We start from the raw sequence: 26,581 nt of genomic DNA on the forward strand, positions 1-26,581 counted from the left end.
CGTGCTAATAGTGCAATGGCATAAGCGTGCTTAACTGCGAGACCGACAAGTCGAGCAGGTACGAAAGTAGGACATAGTGATCCGGTGGTTCTGTATGGAAGGGCCATCGCTCAACGGATAAAAGGTACTCTGGGGATAACAGGCTGATTCCTCCCAAGAGTTCATATCGACGGGGGAGTTTGGCACCTCGATGTCGGCTCATCACATCCTGGGGCTGTAGCCGGTCCCAAGGGTATGGCTGTTCGCCATTTAAAGTGGTACGTGAGCTGGGTTTAAAACGTCGTGAGACAGTTTGGTCCCTATCTGCCGTGGGCGTTGGAAATTTGAAGGGGGCTGCTCCTAGTACGAGAGGACCGGAGTGGACGAACCTCTGGTGTACCGGTTGTCACGCCAGTGGCATTGCCGGGTAGCTAAGTTCGGAAGAGATAACCGCTGAAAGCATCTAAGCGGGAAACTTGCCTTGAGATGAGATTTCCCGGAGCCTTGAGCTCCTTGAAGGGTCGTTCGAGACCAGGACGTTGATAGGCTGGGTGTGGAAGTGCAGTAATGCATTAAGCTAACCAGTACTAATTGCCCGTACGGCTTGTCCCTATAACCTTGGTAGGCTATAGACAAGTCAGGAATACAGCTGCAGTTTGTTGATACTGCTACCCCAAGAATAAAAAAACGATACTTCTTCCCGGATTGTGAGTTTTTTACCGATCGGTAAAAGCTCATACAAGTCAAAGCCTGATGACCATAGCAAGTCGGTCCCACCCCTTCCCATCCCGAACAGGACCGTGAAACGACTTTGCGCCGATGATAGTGCTGCAACCAGTGTGAAAGTAGGTTATCGTCAGGCTAGTTATAAGCGAAAGCCCGCTTGAGTGATCTCAAGCGGGCTTTTTTGCGTCCGTATGCATCACGCCAGTCCGTGTCTGCCGCTGGGCCTCCTGCACTTGGCTGCTCCCGCCAGGCTGGTGGGGCTGCACCTGTGCTTCGTCCGCTGCGGCCCCGGTCAGCGCGAAGGGCGTTCCCCGATAGATGTTGTTGCGCGCGACGACGTCGGACGAGCTCGCGTCCAGATGGATCCCGCCGCCGGTTGTGCCGGCGAACAGGTTGCTGGTAATGGTGTCCAGTACGTTTCCCGAGATCGTATGTCCCCCCGTGTCGGGCCGGCTGCCGGGCGGACCGCCGTACAATTTCATCAGCTTAGCCACTGCACATGGCCGGGCTGTTATGGCGGTTCAATTGGCTGTGTTGCTACTACCCTAGCCGCGTGCGGAGGGCGACCGGACCGGACCGCGAAAGGATCGTGCGCGACGGCGCCGCTTTTGATGCGGGTCAAAGATTTTCGGCACTCGCGAGAACAGACTAGGCCTGTTCCTCTCAACGGGGAAGCATCGAACCGCTTGATCACTACCTTGTGGAGGTTGCCATGTACAAGCGCATCCTGTTGCCCACCGACGGATCGGACGCCTCCCGGCGTGCCATCCAGTACGGCGTCGATTTTGCCAGGAGCATCGGCGCCGACGTGGTCGCGATGACGGCCACGCGCGTATTCCACACCCTCACTGCCGACAGCGAGATGCTGGAGCAGACCCCGGAACAGTATGCCGAAGCGAGCAGGGCGCGCGCCCAGCGCCTGCTGGACGAGGTGATGGCGGTCGCGCGCGACGCCGGGGTTTCCTGCACCGGGGTGCAGGTCGTGTCCGACGAGCCCTACGAGGCGATCATCGACACGGCGCGCCAGCACATGTGCGACCTGATCGTGATGGCCTCGCACGGCCAGCGCGGGATCAAGGGACTGCTGCTGGGCAGCGAAACCCAGAAGGTGCTCGTCCACAGCGCCATCCCGGTTGTGGTGCACCGCTAGGGCCGGCGAGGGAGGAATTCTGCCATGTACCGACGTATCCTGGTCCCGACCGACGGGTCCCCGCTTTCCGAAGCAGCGGTTGCTGCCGCCATCGACTTTGCGCAGGGGCCCGCCGGCAGCGAGATCGTCGCGCTGTCCGTCGCTGTGCCCGCGCCTGCTTTCCAGTCGCTCGAAGGCGCCATGCCCTACGATCCGGGCCTGCAGGTGGACGTCTTGCTGGAACACGCCCAGCACTACGTCGACGCAATCGCCGCGCGCTGCAAGAATGCCGGCGTGCGCTGCACGCCCATCACGTGCAGCGCACTCGACCCCGCCGAGGCGATCGTGGACACCGTGCGCGAGCAGCAGTGCGACCTGATCGTAATGGGCTCGCACGGACGACGCGGCCTGAGCCGGCTGCTGGCCGGGAGCGTCACCCAGGCCGTGCTTGCAAGCGCGCCTGTGCCGGTCATGGTGCTGCGGCCGGCCGCGCAGGGTGCCCGGTAAGCAGACCGCCACGCGTAACAGGAGAACCCCGAAACGCTTCAGGCGGCCACGTCTTCGGTGTAGTCGGGGCGCGCGGCTTCGCGCGGATCGCGCAGCAGCAGCACGGGGATGTGCGAATTGGCCAGCACGTACTGCGCGACGCTGCCCGTGAACAGGCGGTTGGCGTCGTTCGGGCCGTGCGCGCCCATCACGATGAGATCACAACCATGGGCTTCCGCCACCCGGATGATCTCCGGGCCCGGGATGGAGGCCAGCGGTATCGCGGTGTCGCAGCTGACCCCGCTTGCCTGTGCGATGCGCCGCACGGTATCGGCATGGGTGTGCGCGGCGCACAGCGCGCGCTCGAATTCTGCCTGTGCCGCTTGCGGGGAGGGTGCGGCGTCGCACTGCGCGGGCATGCAGAACTGCGGTTGCGCGACCGAGGCCGCGACCACGCGCCCGGCACCTGCGCGAGCCAGCAGGACCGCCATCTCGGCGGCGCGCACGGCGAGGTCGGAACCGTCGGTGGCAATGCAGACGCGCTCGAGAAACATGGTGGTCGGCCCTGTGTTGGTGTGCACACAGGATTCGGGTTTCCCACTGCGAGCATCTTGATACCCCTCAAACTTGCGGGACGCTCCTTCCTTCCCGGCGCTTCCGCGCAGGGCGTGATTCTTCATGGCCTTGCCTGCTGCCGAGGCGTCGCTCAGCGAATCCAGCCTGGACGCCGCCACGGGTAGCTGGCCGCTCCGCAAGGGCATCCATTACGTCCTCGACCCGGGTTGCTGGAAGGCAGGGGCGGCCAGAGGCTGATGCTGGACGACGTCAGCCTGGTTCGGGCGCAGTCTCGTGATCAGAGTCTCCCGACCGCCCACAGCACGCCCCGCGCGACCAGGTCGAGATAGCGCGGGTCTGCCATCACGGCCGCGTTGTGGGCCAGCGTCGTGCTGAACACGCGCGCGCGTTTCGGGCCGTAGGTGTGGGTCCACGCCACGGTGTACACCTTGGCGCGCTCCGCTTCGACGGCGGATTCCGGCTGCACGCCGGTCAACACCGGCGTCACGTCGAAGCTTGTCAGGTTGTTGTACAGCTCGTCGCGGCCAGTCGAATACGAGACGAAGCCGTCGGCGATCGGGTGGCCGTTGCCGGCGCCGGACAACCGGATCGGCGACTGCGGCCCATGGCCGGTGGACCGGATGCCGGTGAACTCGAACCAGCGCGCGTTCGCGTCGCCTGCCTTTACCGGCTGCTTCCAGGCGCCGGAGCGATACGAGTGCATCGCACAGTGCAGGTTCACGGCGGGGATGCCCTTGCGATGCGGCGCCAGCACCGCGTCGAGCGCCTCGGCGCTGTCCTCGTCTGCTGCGCACTCGTGATGGATCACCACGTCATAGCCGTCCGCGTAGTGCGGGTTGGCGTAGATCGGCAGTGCCGGGCGCGTCGCCTTTTCCCCCGGCTTGGGGTCGTAGTAGACGTGGTTGACTTCTGCGGGCATCCGCTCCTTCAGGGCCCGTTCGAGCAGTTCCCGCTGGCGCGGATAGTCGTGGCAGCAGCCGCCGCTGACCACCAGTACCCTGATGGCCTGGCCGGGTTCGGCATGCGCCGGGGGCAGGGCCGAAACGGCGAGCGTGGCCGCTCCAGCGATGAGTTTCAGCATGACGTCCTTTTTCTTCGGATGGATGAGCTACTCCATGGTATCGGGTCGCGGCAACGCGTGCGCCGGGCGCTGAAAGCAATCAAGATTGTGATTATCCTTGCCTGCCCCAGGGATGAGCGGCGGTTCTTCGTCTATATATGTGCAAAGCCGCCCGACCATCAGCCAACACTAGCTCAAGGAACACGCATGCCAGACCCAGACCGTTCACAACGCCGCCGCGCCATCACGCTGTCGATGCTGGCCGCCCCCCTCTGGGGAGTCCAGCTGCCGGCATCGGCCGCGCAATCCAAGCGCTTCTCCATCACCGATTTCGGCGCCCGCGCCGACGGCACCACGGTCAATACCGCGGCCATCCAGAAGACCATCGATCACGCGGCCGCACAGGGCGGCGGCACCGTGGTCGTCCCTGGCGGCGTGTTCGTCAGCGGCGCGCTGTTCCTGAAACCGAAGGTCAACCTGCACCTGGAGCAGGGCGCGGTCCTGCGCTGCTCGACGGACCTGAAGCACTTCCCGGCGGGCCGCACCCGCATCGAAGGACATTTCGCCGAGAACTTCAACCCGGCGCTGATCAATGCGAACGGCTGCGACGGCTTGAAGATCAGCGGCGCCGGCACCCTCGATGGCGCCGGCCGGCCGATCTGGGACCTGTTCTGGAAGCTGCGCAATGCGGCACCGGATCCGCACAATTTCAAGAACATCGGCATCCCGCGCGCCCGGCTCGCCTTGATCGAGCGCTCGCGCAACGTCACGATCGAGGGCGTCACCTTCAAGGACTCGCAGTTCTGGAACCTGCACCTGTACCGCTGCCAGCAGGTCACGGTGCGCAATGCGCGCTTCCAGGTGCCCGAGGACTATCACCAGGCGCCAAGCTCCGACGGCATCGACCTGGACAGCTGCCAGCACGTGCTGGTCGAGGGCTGCTATTTCTCGGTGACGGACGACTGCATCGCGGCCAAGGGTTCGAAGGGGCCGTTCGCGATGGAGGACAAGGACAGTCCACCCGTGGTGGACGTGCGGGTGCGCAACTGCGAATTCCGGCGCGGCCACCACATGCTGGCCCTCGGCAGCGAAGCGACCCTGGTGCGCGACGTGCTCATCGAGGACTGCAGGGTGACGGGCAAGGTGGACAGCCTGGCCGTCTTCAAGCTGCGGCCGGACACGCCGCAGCACTACGAGAACATCCACTTCCGGAACATCACGGTCGATTCTTCCGGCGGACAGATCGTGACGATCCAGCCCTGGACCCAGTACTTCGACCTGAAGGGCGCGCCGCCGCCGAAGTCGATCGTGCGCAACATCAGCCTGGTCGGCATCCGGGGACGGCTCAACGCCTTCGGCACCATCAAGCCGAATCCCGGCCAGACCACGATCAGCGACGTCCTGCTGAAGGACTTCGACGTGCAGCTGGACCGGGAGAAGCTCGACACGGCGGACGTCGCCAATCTCCGGCTGGAGAACGTCGTCGTCAACGGCAAGCCGGTACAGGTATAGCGCGCCGATACAAGGTCCCAAGGCCGATACATAATTTGGTATCGGAATAGCCAAAAAATTGATTGGAATGATCTCACCCGTACGCCTACCATCCCTGTCGAGCATGTAATAACAGCAAAGCCGCGGCACAGCGGCAATAACGACGACACAGGAGACGTATGAAACGCACATCATTCGGCCGCGCCGCGGCCAGTACCCATCACGCCTTCGCACTCCGCACAACGGTGGCCGCACTCGCCGGAGCAGGGCTGATCAGCAGCGCCACAGTCGGCGCCCAGGAATTCTCTCCCGCCGCGGCCGCCGAAACGACGGCGCCGGGTGATACCCAGACCGTGGTCGTCACGGGCGTCAAGGCATCGCTCATCAAGAGCCTGGCGATCAAGCGCATCAGCGACCAGGTCGTGGAATCGGTCGTTGCCGAAGACATCGGCAAGCTGCCCGATAACAATGTCGTCGAAGCGCTGCAGCGCGTGACGGGGATCCAGGTCACCAACCGCGCCGGCGGCGAAGTCGGCACCTTGTCCATCCGTGGTCTGCCCGACGTCCAGACCACCTGGAACGGCCGCAATATCTTTACCGCGTCGGGCACGCAGGTCGCGCTCCAGGACATTCCTTCGACCCTGGTTCGCCAGATCGACGTTTACAAGACGCGCGACGCCAGCCAACTGGAAACCGGCATTGCAGGCCAGGTTGACGTCAAGTCGCTGCGACCGTTCGATTTCAAGGGGCCGCAAGTGTCGATTTCGGCGCGCGAGACCTATCTGGATCCTGCGAAAAAGTGGAATCCGCAGCTCAGCGCCATGTTCAGCAACCGCTGGGAAACCGGGATCGGCGAAGTCGGCGCCCTGGTCAACCTGGCGGCCACCCAGACGCGATACCGCAATGAAAGCGTGACGCCGGGCGCCATGGTGCCGTTCACCAGCCCTAATGCCGCCGAAGTGCCGGCAGGTTACACGCCTTTGCAGCGCATCTTCGACAACAATATCTGGACGCCCGGTACCCGTAGCGGCTTGCCGATGGCGGCGGGTTCGACGCTGAACTTCAACGGCAAGGCGCATCCTTATTACCTGGCGCGCGACGCCGTTTTCCAGAGCGACGTCCAGGGCGAACGCAAGCGTCCCGCCGCCAATCTCGCCTTGCAGTGGAAGCCGAACAGCGATGCGGTGTATACCTTCGAATCGATGTACAGCGGTTATCGCGACAAGGCCTTCAACCAGCTGCTGTTCAGCTTTGCCGACTGGTGGGGCGATCTCGGCAGTAACCCTGCCGGGACGATCACGACCTTCCCGGGAACGAACGTCATCAAGACCCGCAAGGTCAATAACGTCTATGCCTTCAACAGCGGCGACTACACCACGTCGAAAACCGATTCCTTCGTGTATGCGCTGAACGGCAAGTGGGATATCGGCGAGCGCCTCAAGCTGGACGGCGATCTGTCGTACCAGACGAGCGAGTTCGACACGCAATTCACGGCCACCCGGATCGATCGCGTGGCACCTGGCATCGACGTCGACTTCAATGCGGGCGGCGATACGGCCTTCCGTTTCAATAACAATGCCGACCTGGCCGACCCGAGCAAGTGGAACGTGGCGGAGTTCTACGATAACGCCAACCGCAACAAGGGCAGCGCCGCGACGGCCACCCTGTCGGGCGTCTTCGATGCCGGCTGGGGTGCGCTGCAGACGCTCCAGTTCGGCCTGCGCCACGACGTACGCAAGGCCTCGGAGGCCAACCGGACGCAATCGGCCGCCCTGGGCCGCAACCTGGCCTCGCTGGGGCCGAATTATTCCATTACCAACGCGAATTTTGGCACGGACATCTCGGACGTTCCGCGCTCATGGGTGGTACCCAATGCCTACTATATCCGCGACCATCTCGACGACTGGCGCAAGCTCTATAACTCGGCCAATAGCAACTTCCTCACCACGGACAAACTGAGCCTGCAGAAGACCTTCGAGGTCGAGGAAAAGACGAGCAATCTCTACCTGATGGGGAATTTCCAGAGCGAGCTGTTCGGCAATCGCCTGCGCGCCAATGTCGGCGTGCGCTACACCAAGGTCGATACCGACATGCGCTTCTATCAGGTCGATGCCAGCACCAGGGCGGTCACGGCGTCCGGCGCCGGCAAGTCGGCCAGCAAGATGCTGCCCAGCCTGACCCTGGCTTACGACGCGACCAAGGACGTCGTAGCGCGCTTCAACTTTGGCAAAACCCTGCGCCGCCCGAACTTCGGCGATCTGAATCCTGTCCTGCAACTTGCCGACGACATTTCGCGGGTGGGTTACGGCTCGGGCACGGGCGGCAATCCGGACCTGCAACCGACGCTCTCGACGAACTTCGATCTGACGGGTGAGTGGTATTTCCAGAAGGACAGCGCAGTCTACGGCACTGTGTTCAAGCGCAAGATCGATGGCCTGGTCGTGCCCCTGCGTCGCAGGATTCACGTCGATCCGGCGGACGACCCCTTCCGCAACTCGACCTCGGGCGGCGACCATACGAACGGTTATGACTACGTGATCAACTCGCCGGTCAACGCTTCCGACGGCACGATCAAAGGCATCGAGCTCGGCTTGATCTACTTCCCGAAGTGGCTGCCGGGCCCGCTGGAAGGTCTGGGCTTGCAGGGCAGTTATACCCGACTCAGCTCGTCGCAGAACGTTCCCGAGGCCAATAGCGCCGGCGAGATCATCGCGCAGCTGGAGACACCGTTCTTCGGGGTGTCCGACCGCTCCTACAACGCCACCCTGGCTTACGAAAAGGGCCCGGTGAGCGCGCGCTTGTCCTATGTCTGGCGCTCCGGCTTCCTGGCCGCCAACGAGGCCGCCTTGTTCGCAAATCCGATCGGTATCTGGCGTCATCCGGAAAAGAGTGTGGACATGCAAATCTCTTACAAGATCAACGACAGGATGTCGGTCGATATCGCAGCAATCAACCTGACGAACGAAATGCAGCGGCAGTACTACCACTTCGGCAATGCGGGTAATCGAGAGCTGACCAATTTCGGTACGGTCCAGGTCGGACGTTCGGCCTCGGTCGCCTTGCGCTGGAAGATGTAATTCCCGACGCCCAAGACTATTCCGCTAGCCAGACAGGGGCACTGCACGGTCGTATCCGGCAGTGCCCCCGGGTCGTTCTGATGGGAAGGCACTATGCACACACACAGCACACAAAAACTCTCCACCCTCGAAAAAGCGGGTTTCGGCGCCGGCGACATGGCGCTCAACGTGGTGATCTCGTCGATGATGCTGATCATCACCTTCTTCTATACCGACATCTACGGCATCCATACCGCCGACCTGGCGGCCCTGTTCGTGGCCGTGAAGGTGGTCGGCGCCGTGGCCGACCTGGCGATGGGACAGGTGACCGACAGCGTCCTCACCCGCTGGGGACGCTACCGGCCCTGGCTGCTGCTGCTCGCCGTGCCCTACGGCCTGAGCGTGTTCCTGGTCTTCACCACGCCCGACTGGACCTATGATGCCAAGCTGATCTGGGCCTATTCGACCTACATCCTGATGACCCTGATGACGGCGGGCGTGGGCATCCCGTACATCTCCCTGATCAGCGGCTTGACCTCCGACCCACAGGAGCGCCTGTCCGCCAACGGCTACCGCCTGTTCTTCGCCAAGATCGGCGCCTTCATGGTGACCATCATCGTCCCGCTGCTCGCCGGCTGGTGGGATGCCGGCAACCCGGCAAGCGGCTACCAGGCCGCAATGGCGGTGATGGCCGCCATGGGCGTGCTGCTGTTCCTGCTGTGCTTCTTCACCACCACCGAGCGCGTCATCCACAAGGTCGAGAAGCAGCCGCTGATGGACCAGGTGCGCGTCTTGATGAAGAACGACCAGTGGCTGATCCTGTGCGCGGTGTGCGTGACCGGCACGATCGGCTACGTGATCCGCGGATCGGTGGCGATCTACTACGCCAAGTACTACCTGGGCGGCGACACCGCCACCGTCTCGGCCTTCCTGTCCACCGGGGTGGCGGCGGCGATCCTGGCGATGGTGGTGTCCACCTGGACCACCAAGTTCTACTGCAAGGTCAAGCTGTTCCGCAACTCGCAGATCGCGGTGGCCCTCATCAGCCTGATGATCTATTTCCTGGTACAGCCGGGCGACATGGTGCTGGCCTTCGTCCTGTATTTCATCCTGTCGCTGGTAGTGGACCTGCACGCGCCGGTGTTCTGGTCGGCCATCGCCGAGACCATCGACTATGGCCAGGTCAAAACCGGCAAGCGGGTCTCGGGATTCGCCTTCGGCGGGATCTCGGTGTGCCAGAAAGCCGGCATGGCGATCGCGGGCGGCATGGTCGGCATCCTGCTGGACTATTTCCATTACCAGCCCAACCAGGAGCAGTCGGCACTGGCGCTGCAGGGCATCGCCCTGATGCTGTCGGTGATCCCGGGTTTCTTCCACTTCCTGATGGGCGTGCTGATGTTCAAGTACCGCATCAGCGACAGGTATTACGACAGCGTCAAGGCCGACATGGCTACCCGCGGCTACGTCGCCGGCTAACGGAGAACAAGATGAACCAACGAGAAGCAGCAATGCAGGAAACCGTCCTCAAGCCCCTGATCGAGCAGCGCGCCGATCCTTACATCTACAAGCATGCCGACGGCTACTATTACTTCACCGCCTCGGTGCCCCAGTACGACCGCATCGAACTGCGCCGCGCCACCAGCATCGGGGGCCTGGCGCAGGCCGAGACCGTGGACGTCTGGACCAAGCCCGACACCGGTCCATACTGCGAGCTGGTGTGGGCCCCGGAGATCCACTTCAACCAGGGTGCCTGGTACATCTATTTCGCCGCCGCGCCGAGCCGCGAGATCAAGCACAAGCTGTTCCAGCACCGCATGTACGCGATTCGCAACCGGAATGCGAACCCGCTCGAGGGCGAGTGGGAGTTCATGGGCCAGGTCGACACCGGCATCGACAGCTTCTGCCTGGATGCCACGACCTTCACCCACAAGGGCCAGCTGTACTACCTGTGGGCGCAGAAAGACCATCAGATCGAGGGCAACTCGAACCTCTACATCGCCCCGATGAAGACCCCGTGGCAGATCGAGGGCAAGCCCATCATGCTGAGCAAGCCGGAGTTCGAGTGGGAGACGCGCGGCTTCTGGGTCAACGAAGGCCCGTCGGTAGTGCGCCGCAACGGCAGGATCTTCATCAGCTACTCGGCCAGCGCCACCGACGAAAACTACGCGATGGGCCTGCTGTGGGCGGACGAGGACGCCGACCTGCTCGACCCGGCATCCTGGACCAAGTCGCCCGAGCCGGTGCTGCGCACCTGCTACGAGCACGGCATCTACGGTCCGGGCCACAACAGCTTCACCTATGCGGAAGACAACGATACCGTGATGCTGGTCTACCACGCCCGTACCTATACCGAGATCGTGGGCGATCCGCTCTGGAATCCGGATCGCCATACCTTCGTGAAAACCCTGCGCTGGGGGGAAGACGGCATGCCGGTGTTCGGCCGCCCATCCACGAACTGAGCCGCAGAGGATGGACAAGGTGAGAGACCTGAACACGCGCGGCGTCACACAGGCGCCCTACGGCCGGCTGGCGGACGGCCAAGCCATCACCCAGTTTACGCTGGCCAACGCGAACGGCCTGGTGGCGAAGATCATCGATTTCGGCGGCATCATCACCGAGCTGCACGCGCCCGACCGCGACGGCCGCTTCGCCGACGTGGTGCTGGGCTTCGACTCGCTCGACGGCTACGAGGGCGACAATCCGTATTTCGGCGCCCTGATCGGCCGCTACGCCAACCGGATCGCGAACGGGCGCTTCACGCTGGACGGCCGCGAAGTCGTCCTGCCGGCAAACAACGGTGCGAATCACCTGCATGGCGGGCCGGGGGGCTTCCACAAGGTGAAGTGGCAGGCCGGCGTGGAGGGCGACATCCTGCGCCTGGCCTACCGCAGTGTCGATGGCGAGCAGGGCTACCCCGGCAACCTCGACGTCACCGTGAGCTACCAGCTCAACGACGACAACGAGCTGATCGTGCGTTTCGAAGCCGTCGCCGACAAGCCCACGCCGGTCAACCTCACCCAGCACAGCTACTTCAACCTGGCCGCGGGTGGCGAGAGCGGTAGTGACATCCTCGACCACCTGCTCACCATCGATGCCGACACTTTCGTGGGTATCGATGCGGCATCGATTCCGCTGGGGACGCTGTCGCCGGTGACCGGGACGCCGTTCGACTTCCGCACGCCGCGCCCGATCGGCGAGCGCGTCGGCCAGCCGGACAAGCAGTTGCGCCACGGCCAGGGCTACGACCACAACTTCGTGCTCAACAAGCCGAACGGCAGGGAGATGACGCGCGCCGCCCACGTGCTCGAGCCGAGCTCGGGAAGGGTGCTCGAGCTGTTTACCGAGGAGCCCGGCGTGCAGTTCTACAGCGGGAACTTCCTGGACGGGTCGCTGGGCGGCAAGGGCCGCAGCTATGGACACCGCAGCGGCTTTTGCCTGGAACCGCAGCATTTCCCGGATTCGCCGAACCGGCCGCGCTTCCCGAATGTGATCCTGCGCCCGGGCCAGGTCTACCAGACCGAATCGCGCTTCCGCTTTTCGGTGCAGGGTGGAGGGACGAACGCATGATGGAGCCCTTCCTCGACGAGCGCCACGAACTGGGCGAATGCGTGCTGTGGTGCGAACGCACCGGACGCCTGCTGTGGACCGACATCCCGGCCGCGACCTTGTGGTCGTATTCGCCGTCCAGTGGACGGAGCTTCCGCTGGCGGATGCCGGAGCGCCTGTGTTCGTTCGCGCTGACGAACAGCGACGATTGCCTGCTGCTGGGGCTGGCCTCAGGCCTGGCCTTCTTCCGCTTCTCCACCGGCGAAGTGGATCGCATTGCCGAGGTCGAAGCCGCCATCCCGGCCACGCGCCTGAACGACGGCCGCTGCGACCGCCAGGGACGCTTCGTGTTCGGGATGTTCAACCAGGAAGACAGCCCGAAGCGCGCGCTAGGCGGCTTCTATCGCCTGAACACGGATTTGACGCTCGAGCGCCTGCCGCTCGGGAATGCCGCCATTGCCAACAGCATCTGCTTCAGCCCGGATGGGCAACGTATGTACTACGCGGATTCGGTGACGCGCGAGATCCGCTGCTGCGACTATGACCCGGACAGCGGCGCGATCGGCGACTCCCGCGTCTTTGTCCGCGCCGAGGCGGCCCCTGGCGAGCCCGACGGCTCCTGCATTGATGCCGACGGCTTCCTGTGGACCACGCGCTGGGGAGCGGGGCAGGTCATGCGCTTCGCACCCGATGGCCGACTCGACCGGGTGCTGGCGCTCCCAGCGCCACAACCGAGCTGCCCCGCCTTCGGTGGGCCCGACCTGTCCACGCTGTATGTCACTAGCGCCTGGCTCGGCATGGGCGATGACGAGCGGTCTGCCGCGCCCTTGTCTGGCGCGATATTCAGCCGGCAGCTCGCGGTGCGCGGCTTGCCCGAATCGCGGTTTCTCGGATCGCTCAGATAACGAATTCGGTATCAATATTGCGAAATATTTGATTGGAAAGTTATCTGGCCCCATTTTAGACTTTCCTCATTGCTGAACAATACGACATGAGAGGGGGCGAGCAGCCTCCCGTGGCGGAAATAACGAGGAGGAAGGCATGTCCGAGACGAAGAAAAAGACCACGCTGCGTTCGGCGGCGTGGTTCGGGACCCAGGACAAGAACGGCTTCATGTACCGGAGCTGGATGAAGAACCAGGGCATTCCCGACCATGAATTCCAGGGCAAGCCGATCATCGGCATCTGCAATACCTGGTCCGAACTCACCCCCTGCAACGCCCACTTCCGCAAGCTGGCCGAACACGTCAAGCGCGGCATCCTGGAGGCCGGCGGCTTCCCGGTCGAGTTCCCGGTGTTCTCGAACGGCGAATCGAACCTGCGCCCGACCGCCATGCTGACCCGTAACCTGGCCAGCATGGACGTCGAAGAATCCATCCGCGGCAACCCGATGGACGCCGTGGTCCTGCTGGTGGGCTGCGACAAGACCACCCCGGCACTCCTGATGGGCGCCGCCAGCGTCGACCTGCCGACCATCGTCGTCACCGGCGGCCCCATGCTCAACGGTAAGCTGAACGGCAAGGACATCGGTTCCGGCACCGCCGTCTGGCAACTGCACGAAGAGGCCAAGGCCGGGAGAATCACCATGCACGATTTCCTGTCCGCCGAAGCCGGCCACTCGCGCTCGGCCGGTACCTGCAACACCATGGGCACGGCATCGACCATGGCCTGCATCGCCGAGTCGCTCGGCACTTCGCTGCCGCACAATGCCGCGATTCCCGCCGTCGACGCGCGCCGCTACGTGCTGGCCCACATGTCGGGCATCCGCATCGTCGAGATGGTGCACGAAGACCTGCGCCTGTCGAAAATCCTCAAGCGCGAGAATTTCGAAAACGCCATCCGCGTGAATGCGGCCATCGGCGGTTCGACCAACGCCGTGATCCACCTGAAGGCGATCGCCGGCCGCGTCGGCGTGCCGCTCGAGCTGGAAGACTGGACCGCCATCGGCAAGGGTACCCCGACCATCGTCGACCTGCTCCCGTCGGGTAAATACCTGATGGAGGAGTTCTACTATGCCGGCGGCCTGCCGGGCGTGATCCGCCGCCTGGGCGAGGGCGGTCTCTTGAGGCACAAGGACGCGCTCACCGTCAACGGCAAGACCCTGTGGGAGAACTGCCAGGACGCACCGATCTACAACGACGAGGTGATCCGCAAGCTGGAAACGCCGCTGATCGAGGACGGCGGCATCCGTGTCCTGCGCGGCAACCTGGCGCCGCGCGGCGCCGTGCTCAAGCCGTCCGCAGCCTCGCCGCACCTGATGCAGCACCGCGGCCGCGCCGTCGTGTTCGAGGATTTCGATCACTACAAGCAGCGCATCGTCGATCCCGACCTGGACGTGGACGCCAACTCGATCCTGGTGATGAAGAACTGCGGCCCCAAGGGCTACCCGGGCATGGCCGAAGTGGGCAACATGGGCCTGCCGCCCAAGCTGCTGGCCCAGGGCATCACCGACATGGTGCGCATCTCGGATGCGCGCATGAGCGGCACCGCCTACGGCACCGTGGTGCTGCACGTGGCGCCGGAAGCGATGGCCGGCGGCCCGCTGGGCATCGTGCAGGACGGCGACTGGATCCAGTTGGACTGCGCCGGCGGCGGCCTGAACATCGAACTGTCGGACGAAGAGATCCGCAAGCGCCTGGCCGATCGTGCCGAGAACAACAAGCCTGTGCAGCACAGCGGCTACCAGCGGCTCTACCTGGACCACGTGATGCAGGCGGACGAAGGTTGTGATTTCGACTTCCTCGTCGGTTGCCGCGGTTCGGCCGTGCCGAAGCATTCGCATTGATTCATGCGTGCGTTGGCCGCGTTAGCAGGGGACCTGCCCACCCTACGGTACGTGGCATCTGTAGGGTGGGCGGGTTTCCCGCCCACGCGGTCAACCATCGGCTAAACCCCGAAACGTCAAACAAACACTAATGGGAGACCGGGCCATGCTGCTCGTACAATTCATCACCGAATCCCAGGAGCGCCGCATCGGCATCCTGCACGACAATACCATCCGCGTCGTCGGGGGCTACGCCACGACCCTGGACCTGGCCCGCGCCGCCGTCGCCGCCGGCACCGGGCTGGCGCAACTGGCCGACAGCGCCGCCTCCAGCGAGCACGTCAACTACGACGATGTCGCCCAGGCCGGCCGCATCCTGCTGCCGCTCGACCACCCGGACGCCGCCCACTGCTACGTCACCGGCACCGGCCTGACCCACCTGGGCAGCGCCGACACCCGTGACGCCATGCACAAGAAGATCGGCGGCGAGGTCGACTCCTTGAGCGATTCGATGAAGATGTTCCGCATGGGCGTCGAAGGCGGCAAGCCGGCGCCGGGCACCCCCGGCGTGCAGCCGGAATGGTTCTACAAGGGCGACGGCTCGATCGTGCGCGCCACCGGCCAGGACATCGAGATGCCGGACTTCGCGCTCGACGGCGGCGAAGAGCCGGAGATCGCCGGCCTCTACCTGATCGGCAACGACGGCCAGCCCTACCGCCTCGGCTTCGCCATCGGCAACGAGTTCTCCGACCACGTCACCGAACGCCAGAACTACCTCTACCTGGCCCACTCGAAGCTGCGCAACTGCAGCGTCGGTCCCGCGCTGCTGGTGGGCGAACTCCCTGCACACGTATCGGGCACCTCGCGCATCCTCGGCAAGGACGGCCAGGTGCGCTGGGAGAAAGCATTCGTGAGCGGCGAACAGAACATGTCGCACACCATCGAGAACCTGGAGTACCACCACTTCAAGTACGGGCTGTTCAAGCGCCCCGGCGACGTGCACATCCACTTCTTCGGCACCGCAACGCTGAGCTTCGCAGACGGTATCCAGGTGCAGCCCGGCGAGACCTTCGAAGTCGAGTCGCCGCAGTTCGGCCCGGCCCTGCGCAACCGCCTGGCCGTAGGCGAGACCGGGTTTGCGAAAGTGAAGGCATTATGAGCATCAGCGGCGAAGCCATCATCGGCGGCGTCCACGAGCGCGGCACCGAGGGATCGTTCAAGGCCTGGGACCCAAGCAGGCGCGATGTCCTGGAACCCGCCTTCCACATGGTGAGCGCCGACCAGATCGACCGTGCCTGCCGGTTGGCGGGCGAGGCCTTCGATGCCTTCCGCGCCACCACCGACGAGCAGCGCGCGCGCTTCCTCGACAGCGTCGCGCAGCAGATCATGCTGCTGGGCGATGCGCTGATCGAGCGCGCGATGCTCGAGACCGGCCTGCCGCGCGTACGCCTGGAAGGCGAGCGCGGACGCACCTGCAACCAGCTGCGCCTGTTCGCCGAGCTGCTGCGCGAAGGTTCCTGGGTCGATGCGCGCCTGGACACGCCATTGCCGGAGCGCAGCCCACCGCGTCCCGACCTGCGCTACCACCTGATCGGCGTCGGCCCGGTCGCCGTGTTCGCCGCATCGAACTTCCCGTTGGCCTTCTCGGTCGCCGGTGGCGATACCGCCTCGGCCTTTGCCGCCGGCTGCCCGGTGGTCCTGAAAGCGCATTCGTCCCACCCGGGCACTTCGGAACTGGTGGCGCGCGCCGTCACCAGGGCCGTGCAGCAGTGCGAACTGCCCGCCGGCGTGTTCTCGCTCTTGACCGGCACCGGCAGCCGCATCGGCCAGGCGTTGGTGGGCCATCCCGCGATCCAGGCCGTCGGCTTCACCGGTTCGCGCGGAGGCGGCACCGCGCTGATGGCGGTTGCCGCGGCGCGCAAGCAGCCGATTCCCGTCTATGCCGAGATGAGCAGCATTAACCCGGTGTTCCTGATGCCGCACGCGCTGGAGCACCGCGCCGAAGAAATCGGCAGGGGCTTCGCCGCTTCGCTGGTGCTGGGCGTGGGCCAGTTCTGCACGAATCCCGGCCTGGTGCTGGCGATCGACGGCCCCGGCCTGGCGACCTTCTGCAAGACCGCACAGGACGCCCTGAGCGCAACCGAAGCGGCGGTCATGCTGAACCAGAATATCGCGGAGAGCTACCGCAAGGGGGTCGAGGCCCTGGCAGGCAACGCGGCCGTGCGCACGCTGGCGCGCCTCGAGCACGGCGAAGGGAAGGGCGCCGCCGCTCTGTTCCGCGTGAGCGCGGACGAATTCCTGAAGCGCCATGAACTGCACGAGGAAGTATTCGGCCCCGCGTCGCTCGTGGTCGTGTGTACGGACGCGGTCCAGATGCGCGAGGTCGTCGATGTGCTGGAAGGCCAGCTCACGGCAACCCTGCAGATGGACCGGGAAGACTATCCCGATGCGCGGGCCTTGCTGCCGCTGCTGGAACGCAAGGCCGGCCGCATCCTGGCCAACGGCTTCCCGACGGGCGTCGAGGTCTCGACCGCGATGGTCCACGGCGGCCCGTTCCCGGCCACGGCGGACGGACGCAGCACCTCGTTGGGCACCGGCGCGATCGCGCGTTTCCTGCGCCCGGTGTGCTACCAGAACCTGCCCCAGGAACTGCTGCCGGAAGCGCTGCGCGACGGGAACCCGCGCGGGATCTGGCGCCGCAAGGACGGTGCATTGACCAAAGAGTAAGACAGCAGCACAATAAGAACGGATGGAGACAAGCATGACAAAGTTGGCTAGCTATCCCAGCCTGCAGGGCAGGCGGGTATTCGTCACGGGGGGCGGCACCGGCATCGGCGAAGCGATCGTGAAGGCGTTCGTGGAGCAGGGCGCGGTGGTGGCCTTCGTCGACATTGCGAAGGAAGCGAGCGAAGCCCTGTGCGCCGAATTGGCCAAAAGCGTGGCCGACGCCGGCCACCGCGCACCGGTGTTCCGTTACTGCGACATCACCGACATCCCCGCGCTGCAGCGCACGATGGCCGAGCTGGCCGAACAGCTGGGCGACTTCGAGGTGCTGGTGAACAACGCGGCCAACGACCAGCGCCACGATATCGAGAAGGTCTCGCTCGACTACTGGAACGAGCGCATCGCCATCAACCAGCGCCCGATGTTCTTCACCGCGCAGGCCGTCCTGCCGGGCATGAAGCGGATGGGCGGCGGTTCCATCATCAACTTCTCCTCGATGTCCTGGCATGCCAAGGGCGCCGGCTACCCGGTTTACGCCACCACCAAGGCGGCCGTGATCGGTTTGACGCGCAGCCTGGCACGCGACCTCGGACCCTTCGGCGTGCGCGTGAACACCGTCACCCCGGGCTGGGTCATGACGCAGCGCCAGATCGACCTGTGGGTGGACGAGGCGGCCGAAGCGGAGATCAAGAAGGCCCAGTGCCTGCCAGGCAAGCTCATGCCGGACGATATCGCCGCCATGGTGCTGTTCCTTGGCGCCGATGACAGCAAGATGTGCACGGCGCAGGATTTCGTCGTCGACGCGGGCTGGACGTGATGTAGCGGCTGAGCCGCTAGGCCTCCGTTCGCCTTTTCCTTCAAGACCGTCAATCCTGCCACTGGCAGAAATGACTTCCCGCGCAGGCGGGAATCCAAGCTCCCTGCACGCCACGGACTTGGACTCCCGCCTGCGTGGGAGCGACGTTCCGGGAACGCCATGATTACTCTGACCCGCACGACCCTGGCGCTCGCCGCCATCGTCAGCACCCCGGCGCACGCCGCCGCCCTGACCAGCCCCGACGGCCGCATCGCGGTGACCGTCGGCGCCGCCCCTGGCGGCACGCTCAGCTATGCCGTTGCCCGCGACGGCAAGCCCGTCATTCTCCCTTCGCCGCTCGGCTTGCAGCTGCAGGGCGCGGACCTCGCCAGCAGGCTGACGATTGCCTCGACCTCGGCGCTCAAGCCCGTCCGCGACAGCTACCAGCTTGCCACCGGCAAGAAGCGCAACATCACCTACGCAGCCAACGAACAGGTCTACACCGTCCGTAACGCCCGGGGGCAGGTAATGGACCTTGCCTTCCGGGTGTCGAACGACGGCGTCGCCTTCCGCTACCTGGTGCGCGAGCCTTCGCTGCCGCACAAGAAGTTCGTGTCCGAGGCAACGGGCTTCAACTTCGACAAGTCCGCCATGGCCTGGCTGCAGCCGATGGCGGTGGCGCAGACCGGCTGGTCGAACACCAACCCATCCTACGAAGAACACTACCAGCGCGAAATCCCCGTCGGCACCAGGTCCCCGCTGCCCGCCGGGTGGGTGTTCCCGGCCCTGTTCCGCAGCGGCGACACCTGGGTGGCGCTGACCGAGGCGAGCATGGACGGCAGCTTCCATGCCTCGCGCCTCGACGCCGAATCGCCCAACGGCCGCTACCGGCTCGCGCCTCCAGCCGCAGCCGAAGTGTTCACCAACGGCGCGTTGCTGGCGGAAAGCAGGGGAGAACTGGTGACGCCCTGGCGCATCATCGTGCTGGGTTCCTTGAAGACCCTGGTCGAATCGACGCTCGGCACCGACCTGGCGGCGCCGGCCATCCCTTTCGAGAAGGCGCGTATCCAGCCCGGCCACGCTTCGTGGAGCTGGGCGATCCTGAAGGATGACGGTACGGTCTTCGACATCCAGAAGAAATTCATCGACTACGCCGCCGACATGCGCTGGGACTACACCCTGGTGGACGCCGACTGGGACCGCAAGATCGGCGACGCCAAGATGCGCGATCTGGTCGCGTATGGCGCACAGAAGAATATCGGCATCCTGGTCTGGTACAACTCTTCCGGCGACTGGAACAAGACCCCGTACAGCCCGAAGAGTGCGCTGCTGACCCGCGAAGCGCGTGCGCGCGAATTCGCGAAGCTGCGCGACATGGGCATCAAGGGCGTCAAGATCGACTTCTTCGCCGGCGACGGCAAATCGATGATTGCCTATTACGTCGACATCCTGAACGATGCCGCCAAGGCCGGGCTGCTGGTGAACTTCCACGGCGCCACGCTGCCGCGCGGCTGGTCGCGCACCTATCCGAACCTGATGACCGTCGAGGCGGTGCGCGGCTTCGAGTTCACCACCTTCGAACAAAGCGACCAGGACGTGGTCGCGCCCCACGCTGCGATGCTGCCGTTCACGCGCAACCTGTTCGACCCGATGGACTTCACCCCCACCGTCTTCGGCGACATCCCGAAGATCGAGCGCAAGACCCGCAACGGCTTCGAGCTGGCCGAGTCGGTGCTGTTCCTGTCCGGGATCCAGCACTTCGCCGAGACGCCGGAAGGCATGGCCACCGCGCCGGCCTATGTGAAGGGCTTCCTGCAGGACCTGCCGCGCAGCTGGGACGAGACCCGCTTCGTCGATGGCTACCCTGGCCGTCATGTCGTGATCGCACGCAGGGCAGGGCAGACCTGGTACGTCGCGGGGTTGAACGCCGAGGATACCGACAAGCCCCTCGAGCTGGACCTGTCCTTCATCGGCAAGGCCAACGGCACGCTCATCACCGACGGCCAAGGCGAGCGCGCCTTCCGCCAGTCGCCCCTCAAGGGCGGCAAGCACAAGATCAGTATCAAAGCGCACGGCGGCTTCGTCGCCGTATTCCAATAAGAGTTCAGTAAAACCAGGAGACAGTAGTGAACGTATTCAAACCGACTATCCTCGCGCTGGGCGTTGCCCTTGCATCCGCGTCGGCCTTCGCCCAGGTAAACGTCACCATCGACGCGACCAAGCCGGGTCCGGTCATCAACAAGAACGTGTACGGCCAGTTCGCGGAACACCTCGGCACCGGCATCTATGAAGGCCTGTGGGTCGGCCCGGAATCGAAGATCCCGAACACGCGCGGCTGGCGCAATGACGTGGTCGGCGCGCTGAAGGAACTGAAGGTGCCGCTGGTGCGCTGGCCGGGCGGCTGCTTCGCCGACGAATACCATTGGCGCGACGGCATCGGCCCGCGCAACAAGCGCCCGGTGAAGGTCAACACCCACTGGGGCGGCGTGGCCGAGGACAATGCGGTCGGCACCCACGAGTTCTTCGACCTGGTCGAGATCCTCGGGACCGAAGCCTACGTCAACGGCAACCTCGGCTCCGGCACTCCGCAGGAGATGGCCGAGTGGCTCGAGTACATGACCTCGGACACCAAGTCGACCCTGGCCGAGCAGCGCCGCAAGAACGGCCGCAAGGAGCCGTACAAGGTGGCCTTTTTCGGCATCGGCAACGAAGCCTGGGGCTGCGGCGGCAACATGAAGCCGGAATATTACGCAAACCTGTACAACCACTACGCCACCTTCCTCAAGACGCCAGCGAACGCGCGCCCGAAGATGGTCGCCAGCGGCGGCCACAGCGACGACACCACCTGGACGGACGTCCTGAGCCGCGAGAACGCCAAGTTCACCGACGGCATCAGCTTCCACTTCTACACGCTGCCGACCGGCGAATGGGACAAGAAGGGCGCCGCGACCGGATTCACCGAATCGGAATGGTTCAAGACCCTGCAGCAGACCATGCGCATGGATGGCTTCATCCGCCGTAACGTCGCCGTCCTCGACAAGAACGATCCGAAGAAGAAGCTCGGCTTCTACGTCGACGAATGGGGCACCTGGTACGACGTCGAGCCGGGTACCAACCCTGGCTTCCTGTTCCAGCGGAACACCCTGCGCGACGCGGTCGTGGCGGCGCTGAACTTCAACATCTTCCATGCCCACGCCGAGCGCGTCCGCATGACGATGATCGCGCAGATGGTCAACGTACTGCAGGCGATGATCATCACCGACAAGGACAAGATGCTGCTGACGCCGACCTATCACGCCTACAAGATGTACATCCCGTTCCAGGATGCGACCTCGCTGCCGACGGCCGTGAACAACGACGTGGCCTACTCGATGGACAACAGCAGCATCCCGGGCATCAGCGCGTCGAGCGCGCGCGGCAAGGACGGCAAGGTCTGGGTGGCCCTGGTGAACACCAACCCGCGTCAGGCCAGCGACGTGACCGTCGACCTGCAGGGCCAGGCAGTCTCCGGCGCAACGGGACAGGTGCTGACCGCCGAGGCCATGGATGCGCATAACACCTTCGACAAGCCGCAGGCCATCAAGCCGGCGCCGTACAGCGCCAAGGCGGTCAATGGCAAGCTGACGCTGAAGGTGCCGGCCAAGTCGGTGGTGGTGGTCGCTGTCGACGCCTAAGCTTTTGTAGGGTGGGCGGGTCTCCCGCCCACGCGGTGATAGTTAGCTGCAAGGTCAACGAACTCGAAATCGGAGCCGTCATCGATCACCGCGTGGGCGGCAAAGCCGCCCACCCTACGGATCGCGACTATTCAGGAGTCCGCAATGTTATTCTCTCGTCTCTCTGCTTGCGCGCTGGCGCTAGCAACCGCGCTGCCTGCTTTCGCCGCCCAGGTCGAAGTCCACGACCCCGTGATGGCCAAGGAGGGCAGCAGGTACTACCTCTTCAGTACCGGCCCCGGCATCACCTTCTACAGCTCGAGCGACATGAAGTCCTGGAAGCCGGAAGGGCGCGTCTTCGCCGGCGAGCCCACCTGGGCCAGGAAGGCCGCGCCGAGCTTCGACGGCCACATCTGGGCGCCGGACATCTACCACCACAACGGCAAGTACTACCTGTACTACTCGGTCTCCGGCTTCGGCAAGAACACCTCCGGCATCGGCGTCACCACCAACACCACGCTCGACCCGCGCTCGCCGAACTACAACTGGGAAGACCAGGGCATGGTGCTGCAATCGATCCCGGGCCGCGATCTGTGGAACGCGATCGACTCGCACGTCATGGACGACGAACAGGGCACGCCGTGGATGGCCTTCGGATCCTTCTGGAGCGGCCTCAAGCTCGTCAAGCTCGACGCGAGCCGCACCAAGCTGGCCGAGCCGCAGGAGTGGCACACCATCGCCCGCCGGGAGCGCCCGGCCTTCACACCTGATCTGCATGGCGGCGCGGCCCAGATCGAGGCGCCTTTCATCATGCGCAAGAACGGCCGGTACTACCTGTTCGCTTCCTGGGACCTGTGCTGCAAGGGCAAGGACAGCACCTATAAGGTGGTGGTCGGCCGGGCCAAGGCCATCACCGGCCCCTACCTCGACCGCGAGGGAGTCGATATGGCCAAGGGCGGCGGCTCGCTGGTGATCCAGGGCGACCGCGATTGGAAGGCGCTCGGCCATAACAGCGCCTACACCTTCGACGGCAAGGATGTCATGGTGCTGCACGCCTACGAGAGCGCCGACCAGTACAAGCAGAAGCTGAAGGTGCTCGAGATGAAGTGGGACAAGGATGGCTGGCCGACGGTCGACCAAGCGGATCTCAACCGTTACCAGAGCGTCCGGCTGCCATGAAGCTCCGTCTTGCCGCACTTGCGTTGCTCGTCTCATCCGCCTGGGTCCAGGCCGCCGAGTTGTTCCCGCTGGCCGACGTGCGTCTGACATCCGGTCCCTTCCTCGACGCCCAGACCACCGACCTGAACTACATGATGGCGATGGAGCCCGACCGGCTGCTGGCACCATTCCTGCGCGAGGCTGGATTGCCCCCGCGCCAGCCGAGCTACGGCAACTGGGAATCGACTGGGCTGGACGGCCACATGGGCGGCCATTACCTGTCGGCGCTCGCGTTGATGGTCGCCGCCACCGGCGACGCCGAGGTGCTGCGCCGCCTGAACTATTTCGTGGCGGAGCTCAAGCGCGTGCAGGAGGCGAACGGCGACGGCTACCTGGGCGGCATTCCCGGCGGGCGCCAGGCCTGGCGCGACATCGCGGCCGGCAAGCTTGCGGCCGACAACTTCTCGGTCAACGGCAAGTGGGTACCCTGGTACAACCTGCACAAAGTGTACGCAGGCCTGCGCGATGCCCATCGCTATGCAGGCAACAAGGATGCGCGTGCGATGCTGATCGCCCTGTCGGACTGGGCGCTGCGCCTGAGCGCGCACTTGAACGAGGAGCAGATGCAGCAGATGCTGCGCGCCGAACATGGCGGCATGAACGAGATCTTCGCCGATGTGGCGGAGATCACCGGCGACCGCAAATACCTCGACCTGGCGCTGCGTTTCTCGCACCAGGCGGTGTTGCAGCCGCTGGCGCAGGGACAGGACAAGCTCACGGGCCTGCACGCCAACACGCAGATCCCGAAGGTGATCGGCTTCAAGCGCATCGCCGACATGACCGGGCGGCAGGACCTGGACAAGGCCGCGGAATTCTTCTGGCAGACGGTGGTCGAGCGCCGCTCGGTGGCCATCGGCGGCAACAGCGTCAAGGAGCACTTCCACGACAGCGAGGACTTCAGTTCCATGGTCGGCGAGGTCGAGGGACCGGAGACCTGCAATACCTACAATATGCTGAAACTGACCCACATGCTGTTCCGGACGGAGCAGAAGGGCAGCTACGGCGACTATTACGAGCGCGCGCTGTACAACCACATCCTGTCTTCACAGCGCCCGGGCGGCGGCTTCGTCTACTTCACGCCGATGCGGCCGAATCACTACCGGGTGTATTCGCAGGTGGACAAGGGCATGTGGTGCTGCGTGGGCTCGGGCATCGAGAGCCACGCCAAGTACGGCGAATTCATCTACGCCCACGAGGGCGATGCGCTGTTCGTCAACCTGTTCATTCCCTCGACGCTGCACTGGCGCGAGAAGGGGGTGCAGATCACCCAGTCGACGCGCTTCCCGGATGAGGGAAGCACACGCCTCACCGTCGATGCTCCGGGTAGCTTCACGATGAAGATCCGCTATCCGGCCTGGGTCGCGGCCGGCAAGATGATGGTCAAGGTGAACGGCAGGACAGTGAAGCTCGATGCAGGGCCCGGGGGCTACGTGAGCGTGGCGCGCGCGTGGAAGCGTGGCGACCGGGTGGACGTGCAGCTGCCGATGCGCACGCACCTGGAGCAGATGCCGGACCGGTCGAACTACTACGCGGTGCTGCACGGCCCGATCGTGCTGGCGGCGAAGACGCGCCTGTTCGGCGACGAGGGGCTGAGCTTCCTGGCCGACGAGTCGCGCATGGGCCATATCGCGGGCGGGCCGGTGTGCCCGCTGGAGGCGGCGCCGATGCTGGTGAGCGACTCGCTTGCGTTCCTGCGCCGGTTCAAGCCCGTCAAGGGCAAGCCGCTGACCTTCACGGCGCCGGGGCTGGTGCATGGCGCCGCCGGCAGCGCGACCGAGTTCATCCCCTTTTTCCGCCTGCACGAGTCGCGCTACACGATGTACTGGCAGCATGCGACGCCGGCGAATTTCCAGCGTATGCGGGCCGACAATGCGGCGCGCGAGGCGGAGCGGCTGGCGCTGGACGCCCGGACAATTGACCAGGTGGCGCCTGGCGAGCAGCAGCCGGAGTCGGATCACTTCTTCACGGGCGAGGGCATCGAGGCCGGCGTGAATGGCGGGCGGCACTGGCGGCATGCGACGAAGTGGTTCAGCTATGCCCTGAAGGATCCGAAAGGGGAGGCCAGGATGCTGCGGCTGACCTTTGCCCGAGCCGATGCGGGACGCCGCTTTGATATCGAGGTCAATGGCGTGCTGCTGGCCGAAGTGGCGCTTACTGGCGACGCCGCCGAGGAGTTCTATACCGTCGATTACCCGCTGCCGAAATCGATCCTGCAAGAGAAACCGCAAGCGCTGTCGGTACGCTTCGCGGCGAAGCCGGGATCGATCGCGGGCGGGCTTTACGGTCTACGCCTGCTGCGCTAGCACCGCTCGGCCGCGTATTGCCAGCGTCGTCTTGCAGCGCGGGTACTGAACGCAACCCCAGAATGGTCCGCGCTTGCTGTCGCGCGCGACCATCTTGCTGCCGCAGGAGGCGCAGGTCGGCGTGCGGTAATCGCCCTCGAACGCGAAGCCGAGCAGCGCCTTCTGCTTCTCGACAGGCAGGTCGAGGAGCTTCTTCGCGAATGCGTCGCCGTCGAGCAGCTGGATCGGGTTCGCCGCACCGAACTGCAGCGCATCCGGAGAATAGGTACCGGTGGTGACGAAGATGCCGCGCCCGACGCCCTCGTGGACCATGACGCCGAGCAGTTCGCGGATTTCCTTGACCCCGACCGGATGCGTGTTCCAGGCCTTGCACTGGACGATGGCCAGCGGTTTCGCCGGGTCGAGTTTGAACAGCTTGACGTCGATGCCGCCATCCGGCCCCGCGGCGAGGGTCGCCGTGGTGAAGCCCACCGCTTCGTAGTACCTGGCGCAGAGCAGCTCGAAGCGCTTCCATTCCAGCATCCGCAGCGCTTCGGCCGACCACGCCCCCGGTCGCAATGCGACGGCGGCCGGTCTCGACACTGGTGCCGGCTCCGCGGCTGGCTGCGCTTCCGGTACGACGCGCATGCGCGCGCGCTGCCGGCCGGACCGGAATTTCTGTCCTTGTTGCGAGCGCTGCATGCGTGCCCGGAGTGCCGCCAGCAGTGCCAATGTGCCAAAGGCGGTCACCGCGATCCAGGACAGCGCCGGGATATCCGCCTTCAATGCCGACAGTGGCCCTTGCTGCGGGAGGAAACCCGGCAGTAGCCAGCGAATGCCGACGAAAGCGCCAAGCGCCAGTACGGCGCTGAACTGCCAGGGCAAGGCGATGAGGTCGCTTGCTCGAACTGGATTTCTACCGCGTCCCATAATGCCCCAATGTTGTCGTGCGGAAATAAATTCTAGCCCAGGATGCGGTTTGTGTCTCACGGAGGCAGGCGCAGGCAGCGTTTTGATGCGCCCTGCATACCGCAGAGGACGCTGAACAACAGGTGATATCGAATTGGATATCTGATCAGACACAAATATGATTGGA

20 protein-coding genes and 2 rRNA genes are annotated in these 26,581 nt (G+C 64.6%); 18 read left to right on the forward strand and 4 right to left on the reverse strand.

The genetic code is table 11. The features are described from left to right. A 23S ribosomal RNA gene (locus MA09_RS07265) occupies positions 1-591 on the forward strand; the annotation flags it as partial. Positions 592-728: 137 nt separating this feature from the next. Continuing rightward, positions 729-841 (forward strand): 5S ribosomal RNA (gene rrf / locus MA09_RS07270). 31 nt (positions 842-872) lie between these two features. Here rrf and MA09_RS07275 read toward each other — a convergent pair. Then, the gene (locus MA09_RS07275) at positions 873-1,187 is read right to left on the reverse strand and encodes a hypothetical protein (RefSeq protein WP_152594584.1); all 315 of its coding nucleotides are present in this window, start codon (positions 1,185-1,187) and stop codon (positions 873-875) included. A 230-nt stretch (positions 1,188-1,417) separates the two neighbouring features. On the opposite strand from MA09_RS07275, the gene MA09_RS07280 reads away from it, so the two are divergent. Then, positions 1,418-1,855, forward strand: coding sequence for a universal stress protein (locus MA09_RS07280; protein WP_036246617.1), 438 nt, complete (start codon positions 1,418-1,420; stop codon positions 1,853-1,855). 24 nt (positions 1,856-1,879) lie between these two features. Continuing rightward, positions 1,880-2,341, forward strand: a complete 462-nt coding sequence (locus tag MA09_RS07285) for a universal stress protein (RefSeq protein ID WP_036246619.1) — start codon at positions 1,880-1,882, stop codon at positions 2,339-2,341. A 38-nt stretch (positions 2,342-2,379) separates the two neighbouring features. Here the strand turns inward: MA09_RS07285 and MA09_RS07290 are convergent, their stop codons facing one another. Both MA09_RS07290 and MA09_RS07295 read right to left on the reverse strand, forming a co-directional pair. Continuing rightward, on the reverse strand, positions 2,380-2,901 hold the full coding sequence (locus MA09_RS07290; protein ID WP_161783203.1) for a universal stress protein: 522 nt from the start codon (positions 2,899-2,901) through the stop codon (positions 2,380-2,382). Between the two features lie 272 nt (positions 2,902-3,173). Continuing rightward, positions 3,174-3,977: a ThuA domain-containing protein gene (locus MA09_RS07295; protein ID WP_036246625.1), complete on the reverse strand. Its 804-nt coding sequence runs from the start codon at positions 3,975-3,977 to the stop codon at positions 3,174-3,176. Between the two features lie 186 nt (positions 3,978-4,163). On the opposite strand from MA09_RS07295, the gene MA09_RS07300 reads away from it, so the two are divergent. The 14 genes from MA09_RS07300 to MA09_RS07365 all read left to right on the forward strand — a co-directional run bounded on the left by MA09_RS07300 (position 4,164) and on the right by MA09_RS07365 (position 25,506). After that, positions 4,164-5,468 carry a glycoside hydrolase family 28 protein gene (locus MA09_RS07300; protein WP_051933251.1) on the forward strand — a complete coding sequence of 435 codons (1,305 nt, stop codon included), beginning with the start codon at positions 4,164-4,166 and terminating at the stop codon, positions 5,466-5,468. A 158-nt stretch (positions 5,469-5,626) separates the two neighbouring features. After that, complete coding sequence (locus MA09_RS07305; RefSeq protein WP_051933252.1) at positions 5,627-8,524, forward strand: TonB-dependent receptor; 2,898 nt, start codon at positions 5,627-5,629, stop codon at positions 8,522-8,524. A gap of 93 nt (positions 8,525-8,617) precedes the next feature. Then, entirely contained in the window at positions 8,618-9,979 is a 1,362-nt protein-coding gene (locus MA09_RS07310; protein WP_036246627.1) for an MFS transporter, read from the forward strand. Between the two features lie 32 nt (positions 9,980-10,011). After that, a complete protein-coding gene (locus MA09_RS07315) occupies positions 10,012-10,962 on the forward strand; it encodes a family 43 glycosylhydrolase (RefSeq protein WP_036246628.1) in 951 nt (316 codons plus the stop codon). Positions 10,963-10,972: 10 nt separating this feature from the next. Next, positions 10,973-12,070: an aldose epimerase family protein gene (locus tag MA09_RS07320; protein WP_036246630.1), complete on the forward strand. Its 1,098-nt coding sequence runs from the start codon at positions 10,973-10,975 to the stop codon at positions 12,068-12,070. Then, positions 12,067-12,954 carry an SMP-30/gluconolactonase/LRE family protein gene (locus MA09_RS07325; protein ID WP_036246632.1) on the forward strand — a complete coding sequence of 296 codons (888 nt, stop codon included), beginning with the start codon at positions 12,067-12,069 and terminating at the stop codon, positions 12,952-12,954. Before MA09_RS07320 ends, MA09_RS07325 begins: the two co-directional genes overlap by 4 nt. A 136-nt stretch (positions 12,955-13,090) precedes the next feature. Beyond that, a complete protein-coding gene (locus tag MA09_RS07330; protein WP_036246633.1) occupies positions 13,091-14,833 on the forward strand; it encodes an IlvD/Edd family dehydratase in 1,743 nt (580 codons plus the stop codon). A 145-nt stretch (positions 14,834-14,978) separates the two neighbouring features. Next, on the forward strand, positions 14,979-15,971 hold the full coding sequence (gene araD1, locus MA09_RS07335; protein ID WP_036246635.1) for an AraD1 family protein: 993 nt from the start codon (positions 14,979-14,981) through the stop codon (positions 15,969-15,971). After that, positions 15,968-17,539 (forward strand): aldehyde dehydrogenase (NADP(+)), encoded by a 1,572-nt coding sequence (locus MA09_RS07340; protein ID WP_036246636.1) that lies wholly within the window; start codon positions 15,968-15,970, stop codon positions 17,537-17,539. The genes araD1 and MA09_RS07340 overlap by 4 nt, the downstream gene beginning before the upstream one ends. A gap of 34 nt (positions 17,540-17,573) precedes the next feature. Next, entirely contained in the window at positions 17,574-18,353 is a 780-nt protein-coding gene (locus tag MA09_RS07345) for an SDR family NAD(P)-dependent oxidoreductase (protein WP_036246639.1), read from the forward strand. A gap of 159 nt (positions 18,354-18,512) precedes the next feature. Then, positions 18,513-20,432, forward strand: a complete 1,920-nt coding sequence (locus tag MA09_RS07350; RefSeq protein ID WP_036246642.1) for a glycoside hydrolase family 97 protein — start codon at positions 18,513-18,515, stop codon at positions 20,430-20,432. Between the two features lie 26 nt (positions 20,433-20,458). After that, a complete protein-coding gene (locus MA09_RS07355) occupies positions 20,459-22,006 on the forward strand; it encodes an alpha-N-arabinofuranosidase (protein WP_036246644.1) in 1,548 nt (515 codons plus the stop codon). A gap of 144 nt (positions 22,007-22,150) precedes the next feature. Then, positions 22,151-23,164 (forward strand): arabinan endo-1,5-alpha-L-arabinosidase, encoded by a 1,014-nt coding sequence (locus tag MA09_RS07360; protein ID WP_036246646.1) that lies wholly within the window; start codon positions 22,151-22,153, stop codon positions 23,162-23,164. Beyond that, on the forward strand, positions 23,161-25,506 hold the full coding sequence (locus MA09_RS07365; protein WP_036246648.1) for a glycoside hydrolase family 127 protein: 2,346 nt from the start codon (positions 23,161-23,163) through the stop codon (positions 25,504-25,506). The genes MA09_RS07360 and MA09_RS07365 overlap by 4 nt, the downstream gene beginning before the upstream one ends. Here MA09_RS07365 and MA09_RS07370 read toward each other — a convergent pair. Beyond that, positions 25,489-26,415 carry a restriction endonuclease gene (locus MA09_RS07370; protein ID WP_229440600.1) on the reverse strand — a complete coding sequence of 309 codons (927 nt, stop codon included), beginning with the start codon at positions 26,413-26,415 and terminating at the stop codon, positions 25,489-25,491. The genes MA09_RS07365 and MA09_RS07370 overlap by 18 nt on opposite strands. Positions 26,416-26,581: the final 166 nt, after the last annotated feature.

The organism is Massilia sp. BSC265, assembly GCF_000740675.1.
GTDB lineage: Bacteria > Pseudomonadota > Gammaproteobacteria > Burkholderiales > Burkholderiaceae_D > Telluria.